This window comes from Natrinema sp. 74 (assembly GCF_046097095.1).
In the GTDB taxonomy this organism is placed as follows: Archaea; Halobacteriota; Halobacteria; order Halobacteriales; family Natrialbaceae; genus Natrinema.
In genome coordinates, this window is sequence record NZ_CP175698.1 from 3,246,671 (window position 1) to 3,259,840 (window position 13,170).

Below are 13,170 nucleotides of genomic sequence, written 5' to 3' on the forward strand. Positions count from 1 at the left end.
TGAATGCCGTCGGCTCGCACTCGGTCAGTCCGTGTCCGGGGGGTCGTTCCCGTCGCGCGGGGCAATATCCGCGCTCGACGGTCGATCCGCCGGTACGGCGATCGCCTGCTCGAGGACCGACGCGCGCAGCGTCGGCTTCGAGGCCGTCGCCTCCTGCCGGTAGGGCTCGTCCGTTCGGTCCCGGCGGACGCCCCGCGGGGTCAGGTAGTCGCCGTCGACGTCGATCCCGGCCGCGTCACAGCGTCGGCGCAGCACCGACCGCGCGCCTTCCGTCGTGATCGCCGGCGGCGCGATCGACCGCTCACGGGCGAGTTCCATCGCTGTCGCGTCCTCGAGCATTGTCTCGATCGTCGCGTCCTCGTATCCCCGTTCGCGCAGGACCGACCGCACTCGCGCGGCGATCGAGGGCGCGTGGCCGGTCGGAAACAGCGGCCAGTCGGTCGATGGCGGATCGAGGACGACCCGATACCGGCGCAGCGGGGTCCGCGCGCGAGCCGGCAGCGGAACGTCCTCGAGGCGCTGGGACTTCCCGAGGACGCGGATCGTTCCCGTATAGAAATCGACGTCCTGCCAGGTCGCACCCGTCCGCCGGTCGTCGTCGGGGACGCGAAATAATTCCGCCCCACGGACTGTCGAGTGGGCGAGGACGGCCACCATCGCGTACTCGCGTAACCGAGTTCGTCGCTCGCTCGCCGAGTGAGCGGCCGTTTCGAGCGCCCGGTCGCGGACGTGGCGCTCGAGTTCGCGGCGCTGTTGGGCCGTCCAGGAGTCGCTCGTCGGCCGCTCCTCGGTGGTCGGTAGTGCGGTTTCGGCGCGGTCGGTCGCGGCGGGATTCGCTTCGAGGATGCCGCCGCGGACACACCACGAGCAGAACGCTCGGACCACTGCGTAGTAGGTGCCGGCGGTCGAGGCCGTGTACTCTCCGCGTTCAGTTCGCCGGTGGAGTTCCGTAGCGTAGGCGCGCATGTGGTCGACCTCCAGGGCGTCGATCGCCGTGAGGTCGTGGTCGTGCTTGAGCCACTCAGCCCATCGCCGGAGGATCGATTCGGCGTTCGAGGCGTAGGTACCTGCCCCCGACCCGTTGGGATCGCCGACGGCCTTTCGCTGGAGGTACGCGTCGACGGCGTCCGCGATCGCGACGTCGGTCACGGTTCGATCACCCGTTCGGGAATCGCGTCGGCGGCCGGGTCGAGTCGCTGCCGCCGGGGTTCGAACCGTCCGCCGCCGGCTCGCTCGATGCGGTCGCCGCGGCCACCGCGGTCACGGATCACGAGGGAGACGCCACGATTCATCGCTTCGGTCAATACTGTCTTGCGGAGCTAAATCCGTGTTTCGGTGTCACGGGGTCGGAAAAAACGACGGTCGGATACGGTGGGTCTATCGCCGATCGGACGGCGACTCAGTAGCTCGCGCCGAATCGAAGGACATCGGCGTGATCGCTGATGAGCCCGTCAACGCCGGCCGCCGCAAGCCGTTCTGCTTGATACCACGTATCGAGCGTAAACACGTTCACGTCCCTGTTCTCCTCGTGTGCGACCGCGAGGAGATCGAGCTCCGCCCAGTCAGCGCCCTCCTCGTGATGGCGGTCGGCGTAGAACGGCGTCCCCCGGATCATGTGATACGGTGGATGGACTGCCTCGGCGTCGTACCGCCGCGCGATCTCGACGCCGTCGCGAACGGAATTCCAGAGTAACGGTGCAACCGGGTATTCCGATGCGTCGCGGGTCGTCGCCAGCGCCGCCTCGTAGAACGACGAGAAGAGAACCTCGTGATCGACGTCGTCGACGACGTTCAAGACCCTCGCGACGAAGGGCTGCCAAAGCGACTTCTGGGCCTCGAGTTCATCCCCCGACAGCGATTCAGCGAAGGCCACGTCGAACGAGCCCGGATTCTTCAATTCGACGTTCACGCCGACGTCCGTCGGAATTGCCTCAAAGACGGTTCGCAACAGCGGCACCGTCTCACCGCTCTCGAGGACCTCGGCGCTCGTGACCGTCTCGGTGTCGGTCTCCCAGACAACGCCTTCGGCGTCCGTCAGTCCGCGCTCGCCGCCATCGCGTCCGGCGAGTCGATCATCGTGGAAGACGACGATATCGGAATCCGCTGTTGGGACGACGTCGATCTCGATCATGTCGGCGCTACGAGACGGCGCGAACGACGCCGGGACGCCGCGGGATGCGCTCTCAACAGCACCGACGGTGTTCTCCGGATAGAGGCCGGCGAAACCGCGGTGTGCGATCAGATTCGGGTCTCCGCTTTGGCTGCCGGGTCCGCGCGTCTCCTCACCGTCATCCCGTCCCGTATCGACATCCCCGTGGTCGTTACCGCGACCGGGCGTCGCGCTCACAGCGCCAGCGAATCCGGTCGCCGATGCGCCCGCCGCGGCGATGAACGCTCGTCGACGCAAGGCGCTCCCGGTCGTGTCTGGATGGGCGGTCCGCCGCTCCGTCTCGGTGTTGTCAGTCATTTCCGGATCGGTCAACCTCGTTCGCCGATAAAGCCGATTATAATTCCGTGCTATATGACTTCGATCCCGTCACTATGCGAAAACCTATCATTCGATGGCCGTTACGCGATTGCTTTTCCCTCGAGCGAACACGACCGTCTACCCGACGGCGACCGGCCAATTTGATATAGCGATATTTAGTTTAGGAGTCCGCGGGGTGACGACGACTACCAGACGGCTTTCACACCACGTCAAGATCAGCCGACGGAAACAACGGATCGGCAGTAGCGGTCGACGGACGGACACGCGGATAATCGAACGGCAGTTTCCTCCTCGAATGGAACCAAAGCGGGAGATCAGGACGGATCCTGATGGCTAATCTTCTCGGCGGTCATCCCCGGCACCGGCGTTCCGCAGTCTCGGCACTTCCAGGTCGGCGTCGGCGTCCCGGGCTCTTTCTCGAGGTCCTGCTTGAACTCGAGGCGCGCGCCACACTGACACTGGTGGGTCGTGCGAGTCATGGTCGTTTTAACCCGGCGGAAAGCGATAAACGACGCGCCGACAAGTACCAAAGCGACGTGATCGCTTCTTCGAATCGCTTGGCTCAAATCCGCGGACACGGTCACCCGTCCGTTCGTGGACCGGTCTTTCGTCACTCCGCCGTCTCCGTGTCGAAGCGGTGACATTGGTGTCAAGACGACCGAACGCGTCCGTCAATATATGCCCGACCGACATTGCGTTCCGATCGAGGGAGAGACGACTGAGGCGGCGGAGGTTCCGGAGATCGCCGCCGTCCACCACGAGGCCGATACCGACGACTGGCTGTTTTTCTGCCACGGCCTGCGGAGCGATAAATCCGGCAGTTACGAGCACCGCTGTCAGCGAGCGGTCACGGCGGGGTACAACGCTGTCCGGTTCGACGCCCGGGGCTGTGGCGACTCCGACGGCGCGTTCGTCGACTCGACCCTCGAGGCACGCCTCGCCGATCTCCGCGGCGTCGTCGATTTCTTCGATCCGGGATCGTACGCCCTGTTCGGCTCGAGTTTCGGCGGGAAAGTCGCGCTCCACGCCGCCACAGCGGACGACCGGGTTCGTGCGGTCGCGACGCGTGCGCCCGTGACGTTCAACGGGGCCTTCGACGACTACCGGGCGACGGTCGATCGAACGGGTGCGGCGACGTTCGACACCGGCGAGCGAATCGACGATCGATTCTTCGACGCGCTCGATCGACACCCCTTCGACGAAGTCGCGGGGAGCCTCGCAGTCCCCGTCGCGATCTTCCACGGCGGCGACGACGAATCCGTCGCTCCGGCGGACAGCTTCGCGGCCGCTCGACGACTCGAGACGGACGTCCTCGTCGAGCGATTCTCAGGGGAAGGCCACCGGTTTTCACGGGCCGGCGAGAAACGGCTGCTCGAGCGGTTGTTCGGCTGGCTCGAGTGGGCAGGCGCTCAAGCGTGATCGGCCGCTCGAACGCTGCGTTGCTGTCCCTTTGATGACCACGTGACGGGGGAGGGAACGAATAAATCCTATTCCGATATATGAAACAAACACGTCCGTGCGGGGCGGTTTGCCTTTCGGAGACTTCGGAGCGGGTTCGGTGTAAGATGAGAATGTACGGTTTCGGGCGTGATGATTGTCGTTCTGACGGCCTCGCCGAACGGACTGGCCACGAACGTTCAGATGATGGTCAATACTAAGCGCTACTATTCGGGTGGCTCACCTGTGCAATCCGAATCGCGGTCGTCGACGATCGGTTCGAGTTCCGAGGTACCTTCGGTCGATGCTTTTGAACTCGAAGCCCGATCCGACAGCCGCTTAGTGACACAATGGCTGTGCCCGACGAGCCAACGGCGTGTGAGCCCCAACTCCGTTAATTATCGATCGCGTGTATCCGTGTATGGAGCGAACGGAGTATGCAATTCTCGTGAGCATCGCGCTCGCAACTGTGGGCTTCGGTGCCGTCACGACCACCGCACCGCTCGCGACGTTCGTCGTCGAGAGTACACGGCAGTTCGTCACGACAACCGTCGCGATGGCGTGGATCACGTGGTGGGCACTGGTCGTCGGCTTTGCGATCGCCGGCGGCGTCGAAGCGTGGACCTCCGACGAGGAAGTCGCGGACCTGCTTGAGGGACACGGGTTCCGCGAAATCGGCTACGGATCGCTGTTTGGCTTCATCTCCTCGTCGTGTTCGTACAGCGCGATCGCCACCGCGAAGAACCTCTTCAAAAAGGGCGGGTCCGCGGCGGCGACCATCGGCGCGTTCATGTTCGCTTCGACGAACCTCGTCATCGAGATCGGCGCGGTCATCTGGATCCTGCTCGGCTGGCAGTTCCTCCTGGCGGACATCATCGGCGGATTCATGCTCATCGGACTGATGGCGTTTGGCTTCGTCTTCCTCGTACCCGACGAGATCGTCGACCGGGCTCGAGAGAACGTCCTCGAAGACGGCTCCACGACGGTACGAGATCCCGTCTGTGGTATGGAGGTCGATCCGACGGAGACCGACTACTCGCTCGAGCACGACGGCCACACCTATTACTTCTGTTCGCAGTCTTGCACGGAGAGCTTCGATCCCGAAGCGGCCGAGACGACCATCCGCGAACAGGCGACGTCGCTCTCCGGGTGGCGAGAACTGGCCGACAAACAGTGGAAAGAGTGGGGAATGCTCTGGGACGAGATCGCCATCGGGTTCGTTTTCGCCGGTCTCATCGCCGGGTTCGTTCCCGAACAGGTCTGGACGTCCGTGTTCTCGGGGCCGGTCTTCGGCGTTCCGGTGTACATCTTCTGGACGGCGGCGGTCGGAGCACTCATCGGCGTCGCCACGTTCGTCTGCTCGGTCGGCAACGTCCCGTTCGGTGCAGTCCTGTTCTCGAATGGCCTGCCGTTCGGGAGCGTCCTGAGTTACATCTACGCGGACCTGATCGTCCCGCCGATCGTAGATGCCTACCGCGAGTACTACGGGACGACATTCGCGGCCGTCCTTTCGCTGATGATCTTCGTCTCGGCGGTCCTGACCGGCGTCGTCGTCCACTTCGTGTTCCTCGGCCTCGGTCTGATTCCCGACCCCTCGAGCGTCCGGGTCGCCGAGGTACAAATCGAGATGAACTACAAGCTAGTGCTCAACGCGCTGGCAACGGCGCTTTTCGTCGCTCTCTACTGGCTTCACCGCTCTGATCCGTCCGAAGGCGAAGGCGGCCACGGAGACCACGTACACACTGCGGATTGACGCCGCCCGGCCGCTAAAATGGATCGTAAGCGCTGCCGATCGATCACCGTCTTTCGACGATCGTATTTTCTCACTCAGAAAAATCGGGTAGCTTTTCATAATAACACCGGAACGAACAGTTATACCAGTGAGTGAGGAATCCGACTTGTCGACATTACTTGCAGTTCTCGACGACGAGTACGCGCGAGATATCCTCACCCATACCAGCGTCGAACCCATGTCTGCCAGTACCCTGAGCGAACGGTGTGACGCCTCCCTCCCGACGATCTATCGACGACTCGACCGCCTCGAGGAGTGCAATCTCGTCACCGAAGAGACGGAACTTGCATCGGACGGCAATCACTACAGCGTCTACAGCGCGAACCTCGATCGGCTCGAGCTCTCGCTCGACGACGGTTCGTTTTCCCTCGAATTGGCGTATCGCGAGGAAGACGTCGCCGACAAGTTCACTCGCATGTGGGAGGGGATGCGATGAGTCGGAACGTCGTGCGCCTCGATCAGGCGTCGCTGTTCGAACTGCTGACCGTCGCGAGTCTCTTCCTCGTCGCGCTGTTCGGGACGGTCATCGCCTATCAGGCCTATCGGGGCTACCGTCGCAACGACGCCCCGTCGATGTTCTACCTCGCACTCGGGCTCCTCTTGCTGACGCTGTGTCCGTTCTTGCTCAACGTCTCGGTGACATCGTTACTCAGCCCGGACCGAGTCGTCATCGCACTGCTCGAGAACGTGAGTCGGTTGGTTGGGCTGGTCGCGATCACCTATTCGCTGTACGGGCACCACTGAAAATCGATTCACGACCGTGAGGGCCGAAGCGATTGGATTCGGACGATCGGTTTACCGAGTGATGCGATGGGGTCGATCGACGGCGCACGTCCCTGCCGAGGGGGAGCGCACGGACGTGCGATGGGGCAGTGTCGCGACCCCCAGATGATCGGTCGTCGGGAAGGACGGGGAGCGCCAAGGCGTGCGGGGATATGGCCTTTCTCGCCCCCGACCGTCCATTTCCGACGGAGTGTATTAGTCACAGGAGCGTATTTTCTGGCTCAGAAAACTCGACTATCGACGTCGAGCGCTCCGAGCCGGCCGCGTCCACAGGGTTCTTCGAGACCGTCGCCTTCCGTCCACTATGGACTATCTCATCGGGACCGACTCCGTTCACACGACGGCGGCGATCTGTGATTACCTCGACGACCGGGCCACCGCCGACGACACCGTCACCGTGATCGCGGTCGCACCATCCGGCGAGTCGATGGTGCGACGCGACTGCGAGGAGGCACTGAACGTCGCAGCCGTTCGACTTGCGACCGTCGGCGACGTCGAGACCGAGGTTCGCGCGGGCACGCCGGCCGACGAACTCCGAACTGCGGCGGCTGACGCTGACGAAATCGTTATCGGAGCCCACAGCGGCGACCCCGATGCGACGCGCACACTTGGCTCGACCGCACGAACCCTCCTCGAGTCGTCGACCCGTCCGGTCGTCGTCGTGCCGATTCCAGAGTGATAGCGGCGGCGTGACACGTGAGCCACTACCGGCCCTCGGCCGGCGGTGACTGCGATCGGTGGGGGACGCCTCGAGCCCGGTAGCGATTAGAAGGGGAATAACGAGTCGGCCTCGAGGTCGCGCTCGATGAGTTCGATCTCGTGGCCGTCCTGATCGTTCGTGAAAGCGTACATGTTATCGCAACTCTCCGGGTCGCGGTAGTCTGTGGCCTCTCGCTCCATGAGGTGGTCCCAATCGTCTTCGAGGTCGTCGATGCGAACACAGAGGTGACCCCAGGCGTCGCCCATGTCGTAGCTGCGACCGTCGTAGTTGTAGGTAAGTTCGACGGACATTGCCTCGGGGGCGGCGTCTCTGGGTTCGACGAAGTAGTTTGCGAAGGTGTCGGACTCCCAGCGCCCGACTTCGTCGTACTCGAACTTGCGGGTCCAGAAGCCAAGCGCCTCGTCGGCGTCCTCGACGCGGATCATGGTGTGATCGAGGGACCACAGCGCACCCTGATCGCGCTGGACGATCTCGATCTCGTGGCCGTCGGGGTCTTTGACGAACGCATAGCGGCCGCCACAGGATTCGGGATCGCGGTAGTCATCGACGCCCTCGTCCATGAGCTGTTGGTAGTAGTCCTCGAGTTCGCCCTCGGGAACACGGACCGCAACGTGCCCCCAGGCGTCGCCTACCTCGGGTTCCTCGCCTTCGTTGTGGGTGAGCTCGAGCATCGCACTGTCCTCGTGCATGTCTTCGGGCCCGAGATAGACGATGGTGAAGCCGTCTCCCTCGTAGCGATCTTTCTCCTCGTACTCGAGGTGGGTCTGGTACCACTCGAGGGACTCCGCAAGGTCGGCGACGCGAATCATCGTATGGTCGAGCGTTCCGTCCATATGTGTGTGGTTGGCTGCGGGAAGCAAAAAATTGGCGAAGGCGGCGGTTTAGCTGGTTCCTTCGGGCGAATCGGTATCGCGGTCGGCGAGGTCGGCCGCCGGTTCGGTCGGGGTCGGTTCGACCCCTTTCCGATCGGCGTCGAACCTCGAGAGGCCGACCACGAGGCCGACGAGCAGGAGGACGCCAAGCGGCAAGAAGACGATCGGTGGGACGCCGAGATAGCCGTTAAGGAGGTAACAGAGCACGACGACGAGGAAGACGGTCAGGGCGTAGGGCAGTTGCGTGCGCACGTGGTCAATCAGGTCTGCGCCGCTGAACGTTGCCGACAGCACCGTCGTATCGGAGATCGGCGATGCATGGTCGCCGAAGATCGCCCCGGAGAAGACGGCCCCGACGGCGACCGGGACGAGTTCGAACCCTGTGCCGAACTCGTATGCGACTCGGATTGCGATCGGGGTGACGAGCCCCATGGTCGCCCACGACGAACCCATGGTGAACGCGACGAAGGCGGAGACGAACAGGATGAGGACGGGCAGTAACTCCGACGAGAGGTACGGTTCGGCTATGTTGGCGACGTACTGGCCGGTTCCGAGCGTCTCCGCGACGCTGCTGATCGTCCACGCGAGAACGAGGATCGTCACCGCCGTCAACATGATACCGAAGCCGTCGATGACGGTGTCGACGCCGTCGCCGATATCGAACAGGCCGTAGGCGAGCCCGATCGCGATCGCCGAGACGACCATGGCAAACGAACCCCAGGTCAGCGCCGACGCGAAGGCGGCCTCGCCGACGATGTCGATTAGCACCTGCAGGGTCGAGAACAGCACGTCGACGGCCCCGTCGCCCTCGATAGCGGCCCCTATCGACGTCGGCGCGCCCGCTTCGGCCTGATTCGAGACCCACGTTTGATAGCCGGTCCAGAACGCGCTTCCGAGCGTCACCGCGACGAGGACGACGACGGGCGCGAAGAAGGTCCGGAGCATCGGCCGGTCGTCGATCGGTTTCCCGAGGTCTTCCTCGACCTTCTGGAGCGGCTGTGCGCCCTCGCGGTTGACCGCCCCGGTCGTCCGCGCGCGGTGTTCGGCGTCGAGCATCTCGCCGTAGTCCCGCCCGGTGTAGACCACAATACCGACCATGACGATCGCGAGTATCGCGTAGGTGTTGTACGGAATCGACCCGAAGAACGTCGCGAACGCCGTCGGTGCCTCGCTCGCGACACCCATGTCCTCGTAGGCGCTACTGATCAGCGACAGCTGGAACGCCACCCAACTCGAGATGCCCAGCGTCGCGACGGGTGCGGCCGTCGAGTCGACGATGTACGCGAGCTTCTCGCGGGAGACGCGCAGCTCGTCGGAAATCTCGCGCATCGTGCTGCCGACGATGGCCGTGTTCGCGTAGTCGTCGAAGAACATCGCGATCCCCAGCAGCCACGTTGTCACACCGACGGTTCGCTGGCTCTCGAGACGGTCCATCGCCCATTGGCGGACGGCGATCGCACCGCCGAGCCGCCAGATGAGTGCGACGCCGGACCCCAGTAAAAGCGTGAAGACGAGGATCTGTGCGTGAAACCCGGGAACGTCCTGCGGGCCGATGATCGCCGCGACGATCCAATCGAAAGTCTGTGCGATGCCCAGACTCTCGGTGTAGATGACCGCTCCCGACCAGATACCCAGAAACAGCGAGAGCATCGGCCGGCGGGTCGCGACCGCGAGAACGATCGCAAGCAGCGGCGGCGCGATCGAAAGAACCCCAAACTCAGACATATTTGCTCGGTAGTTCGAGGACCAGATAATGCTATTGATTGCGGTACCACTGGGTTATAGTATTCGGTTTTGACGGGTCACTAGTTCCAGTCTGTACTCGACTTGCCTCGAGCGACCAAATTCGCTCCGGCAGAACTCGCTTGCATCGCCCGTGGATGCTGGTCCGTCCAGACGCCCGCGACGTTCACAGACGGGCGACTACCGTCGCAGAATCAGCTTCAGCACGTCTTCGTCCTCGAGGACGTGGTCTTTCCCGACCTGCTGTTCGTCGTGGGTCGCGCTGGGGCCGGTCACTCGGGCAAAGCGGAATCGGTCTTCCATCTCGCCGCCGAGTTTCTCGATGGCCTCGCCGACGGTGGCACCGTCCTCGATCACGAGCGGCTCCTCCCAGTCGACGCCGCGGCCGGGTTTATCCATATAGACCCGAATAAGACCGAGCGTCTCCCAGATGCGGTCTTTGAGCGCCTCGAGCCCCTTCTCCTTCTCGGCACTGATGAAGGTGACCGCATTGGGATTGAGGTCGCGCTCGCGCAACTGCTCGTCGACCGTTTCCTTGTAGTCGGGTTCGATCAGATCGACCTTGTTGACGCAGGTGATCGACGGGATGTATTCGCGGTTCTCCATCAGACCGTCGACCAGCCTGTCGATGGTGACGTTCTCCTGCAAATTGAGATCGGCGTTGACGTACCCCTGATCGCGGAGGACGTCCTGGATCGTCTGCTCGTCTAGGTCCTGCTCGGTGCTCGAGGTAATCTTGATGCCGTCTTTAATCTTCGGCCGAACCGTGACTTTCGGGGGCTTCTGGTCGACGCGGATGTTAATGTCGTACAGTTCCTCTTGCAGCCGATCGTACTGATCGATCTCGAACACTGAGAGGACGAAGACGATCAAGTCGGCGTTGCGCACGACGGCGAGGACCTGCTGGCCGTCGCCTTTCCCCGACGCTGCGCCCTCGATCAACCCCGGGACGTCGAGCAACTGAATGTTCGCGCCGCGGTGATTGAGCATGCCCGGATTGACGTCGAGCGTCGTGAACTCGTAGGAGCCGGTCTCGCTCTCGGCGTTGGTCATCGAGTTTAGCAGCGACGATTTGCCGACGCTCGGAAAGCCAACGAGCGCGACGGTCGCGTCGCCGTGTTTCTCGACGGAATAGCCGCCACCGCCGCCCGAGCCGGATTGCTGGTTCTCGAGTTTCTCTTTTTTCTCCGCGAGCTTCGACTTCAGCCGGCCGATGTGGGCCTCCGTCGACTTGTTGTAGGGCGTATTGGCGATTTCCTCCTCGATCTCCTCGATCTCCTCCTCGAGCCCCATTTGCCCGTACACAACCGGCCGCGCCGAAAAACCCTTTCGAGACGCACGGTGGAGATCGAACCGCCGACGGTTCGACGTACGTTTACCCTTCCTCATCTCTGACGGGGACTCGAGAGCGCTTTGGCCGCGTTTCTCGCTCAATGCGCCGTATCATCGAGGCAGACACTCGTTTCGTCGGCCGTGTTCGTATCGCAAACGTTCTGTTAGCTATACCGTCCGATAGATCGAATGACAGCGTATGCGACGGCGGGACTACATTACCACGGTGGGAAGTGGCGTGGGGGTGCTCGCGACGACGGGAGTCGGGCAGGCGCAGACGGAGCGCTTGGATCGCGTCTGTCCAGAGACCGACGCGACGGCCGTCCGTCCGGGGAACAACGTGGTGTTCGAAGCGGTGGCATCGTCGGCCGTCGATCCGTCGACGACCGAGTGGCGAGTCGAGGGTGCGGGCGCGGGGGAGATCGAGGGCGGTGCACCCTTCTGGAGTTACACGCATCGGACGGGGAACCCGGCGGCGTACGCTCGGTTCGATGACTCTGGAACCTACCGGGTCACCGCGACCGTTGGCGAGGCGTCCGTCGCTTGGCGGGTCGCGGTCTCCGAAGACGCGCCGGCGGCACCGAGCGGAACGCTAACGTGTGATCCCGGGCCAGGTACCACGGTCACGACCCGCGATGAGATTGCGGTGACCGCGACGGCCAGCGACGGCGGTGGCGCGCTCGAGCGGGTCATCTGGCAGGAAGGGCGCAACGCGACGTACGTCGATACGACCGGGATGTCGGGAGCCGACGCGACGGTCACGTATACGATGGCCGCGGGGAACGCGATCTGGTTCATCGGCGGCTATCCGATGATGGCGTGGGTCGTCTGCGACGACGGCCGCGTCTCGGTCGCTCGCACCGACGGCCCGTCGATCGCCGCGTTTCGCGACGTCAGGATCACCGGCACGAACGCGCCGGTCCGCGCGGGCGAGGAACTCGTCGTCGACGCCGACCTGGACGTCGAAGGGAGCTCCACCTACCACGCGTTCGTCGACGTCGAAACGGCTCTCATCGTCGGTCACGACCCGACGACCGTCGACAGCGAGACGGTCGAGGTGTTCACCGGACAGACCGAGACCGTGCGACTCGAGTTCACCACGGCTACAGTCCGGAACACGCAGACGTTCCCCGTCCGCGTCGAGACTCGCCACGCCGCTTCGGAGACGGACGTCACCGTTATCGGGACCGAGGACAGTGGCGCTCACGGGACCCTCGCGGTGACCGGCCTCGAGACGAACACGCCGGTGACCGGCGGCCAGCGCCTCACGGTGACCGCGACGCTTTCGAACACTGGCGACGGGCCGGCCAGCCGCGAGGTCACGCTCGTCGTCGGTCACGACCCGACGACTGTCGATAGCCGACAGGTGACCGTCGGCGCGGGCGAGTCGACGACGGTCTCGCTCGGTTACGAGACCTACCCCGTTCGAAACGACGACGAGTTCCCCGTGCGCGTCCGGACCGGCGACGATTCCGCCTCGCGCTCGGTGCTCGTCCGTGGACGCGGCGGCGATGGCGATGGCGACGACGACGGCGGTGCCGGTGACGGTGACGGCGACGACGGTGATGCCGGAACGGCATCGTTTGCGGTGTCGATCACTGGTACGAACGCGCCCGTGACCGGTGGACAGCGCCTCACCGTGAACGCCACCGTCGAGAACGCGGGCGGTGCCGCGGGTGCCCACACGGTCGAACTCGTCGTCGGCCGCACGCCCGACGTGGTCGACTCGGCGACCGTGAGCCTCGGTCCGGGCGAGTCTGCGTCGGTCTCGCTCGGCTACGAGACCTATCCCGTGCGAAATGACGACACGTTCCCGGTGACGGTGCGGTCGCCACACACGAGCGACACGCGGACCGTGACCGTCCACGGGACGAACTGAACTCCGTCTGCGAGCCGATACTGGGACGCGGTACCAATCGGAGTCCGCGCTTCGTCGGCCGTCGCCGTTTGGCACGTCTCGACCGACTCGACTCGAGCGACGGGACGGCGCGAGCGGGGCCGA

13 protein-coding genes are annotated in these 13,170 nt (G+C 63.9%); 6 read left to right on the forward strand and 7 right to left on the reverse strand.

Going from position 1 to position 13,170, the window contains the following annotated elements:
- Window positions 1–24 precede the first annotated feature (24 nt).
- The 4 genes from ACJ70B_RS16140 to ACJ70B_RS16155 all read right to left on the reverse strand — a co-directional run bounded on the left by ACJ70B_RS16140 (window position 25) and on the right by ACJ70B_RS16155 (window position 2,967).
- Window positions 25–1,149 carry a tyrosine-type recombinase/integrase gene (locus tag ACJ70B_RS16140; protein WP_408958014.1) on the reverse strand — a complete coding sequence of 375 codons (1,125 nt, stop codon included), beginning with the start codon at window positions 1,147–1,149 and terminating at the stop codon, window positions 25–27.
- Complete coding sequence (locus ACJ70B_RS16145; RefSeq protein WP_408958015.1) at window positions 1,146–1,292, reverse strand: hypothetical protein; 147 nt, start codon at window positions 1,290–1,292, stop codon at window positions 1,146–1,148. Before ACJ70B_RS16145 ends, ACJ70B_RS16140 begins: the two co-directional genes overlap by 4 nt.
- Window positions 1,293–1,399: 107 nt before the next feature.
- On the reverse strand, window positions 1,400–2,467 hold the full coding sequence (locus ACJ70B_RS16150) for a glycerophosphodiester phosphodiesterase (protein ID WP_408958016.1): 1,068 nt from the start codon (window positions 2,465–2,467) through the stop codon (window positions 1,400–1,402).
- Window positions 2,468–2,802: 335 nt separating this feature from the next.
- Window positions 2,803–2,967: a hypothetical protein gene (locus ACJ70B_RS16155; RefSeq protein ID WP_408958017.1), complete on the reverse strand. Its 165-nt coding sequence runs from the start codon at window positions 2,965–2,967 to the stop codon at window positions 2,803–2,805.
- Window positions 2,968–3,166: 199 nt separating this feature from the next.
- Between ACJ70B_RS16155 and ACJ70B_RS16160 the strand changes: the two genes are divergently transcribed.
- The 5 genes from ACJ70B_RS16160 (at window position 3,167) to ACJ70B_RS16180 (ending at window position 7,179) form a co-directional block, all read left to right on the forward strand.
- Complete coding sequence (locus tag ACJ70B_RS16160) at window positions 3,167–3,907, forward strand: alpha/beta hydrolase family protein (protein ID WP_408958018.1); 741 nt, start codon at window positions 3,167–3,169, stop codon at window positions 3,905–3,907.
- Window positions 3,908–4,346: 439 nt separating this feature from the next.
- Window positions 4,347–5,678 (forward strand): permease, encoded by a 1,332-nt coding sequence (locus ACJ70B_RS16165; RefSeq protein ID WP_408958019.1) that lies wholly within the window; start codon window positions 4,347–4,349, stop codon window positions 5,676–5,678.
- Between the two features lie 127 nt (window positions 5,679–5,805).
- On the forward strand, window positions 5,806–6,153 hold the full coding sequence (locus tag ACJ70B_RS16170) for an ArsR/SmtB family transcription factor (protein WP_408958020.1): 348 nt from the start codon (window positions 5,806–5,808) through the stop codon (window positions 6,151–6,153).
- Entirely contained in the window at window positions 6,150–6,461 is a 312-nt protein-coding gene (locus ACJ70B_RS16175) for a hypothetical protein (protein ID WP_408958021.1), read from the forward strand. Before ACJ70B_RS16170 ends, ACJ70B_RS16175 begins: the two co-directional genes overlap by 4 nt.
- A gap of 343 nt (window positions 6,462–6,804) precedes the next feature.
- A complete protein-coding gene (locus tag ACJ70B_RS16180) occupies window positions 6,805–7,179 on the forward strand; it encodes a universal stress protein (RefSeq protein ID WP_408958022.1) in 375 nt (124 codons plus the stop codon).
- Between the two features lie 86 nt (window positions 7,180–7,265).
- On the opposite strand, the gene ACJ70B_RS16185 is transcribed toward ACJ70B_RS16180, so the two are convergent.
- The 3 genes from ACJ70B_RS16185 to ACJ70B_RS16195 form a co-directional block, all read right to left on the reverse strand.
- Window positions 7,266–8,054 (reverse strand): VOC family protein, encoded by a 789-nt coding sequence (locus ACJ70B_RS16185; RefSeq protein ID WP_408958023.1) that lies wholly within the window; start codon window positions 8,052–8,054, stop codon window positions 7,266–7,268.
- Window positions 8,055–8,102: 48 nt separating this feature from the next.
- Entirely contained in the window at window positions 8,103–9,818 is a 1,716-nt protein-coding gene (locus tag ACJ70B_RS16190; protein WP_408958024.1) for a Na+/H+ antiporter NhaC family protein, read from the reverse strand.
- A gap of 198 nt (window positions 9,819–10,016) precedes the next feature.
- A complete protein-coding gene (locus ACJ70B_RS16195; RefSeq protein ID WP_408958025.1) occupies window positions 10,017–11,129 on the reverse strand; it encodes an OBG GTPase family GTP-binding protein in 1,113 nt (370 codons plus the stop codon).
- Between the two features lie 238 nt (window positions 11,130–11,367).
- Between ACJ70B_RS16195 and ACJ70B_RS16200 the strand changes: the two genes are divergently transcribed.
- Window positions 11,368–13,047 (forward strand): hypothetical protein, encoded by a 1,680-nt coding sequence (locus ACJ70B_RS16200; RefSeq protein WP_408958026.1) that lies wholly within the window; start codon window positions 11,368–11,370, stop codon window positions 13,045–13,047.
- The last annotated feature ends 123 nt before the right edge of the window (window positions 13,048–13,170 follow it).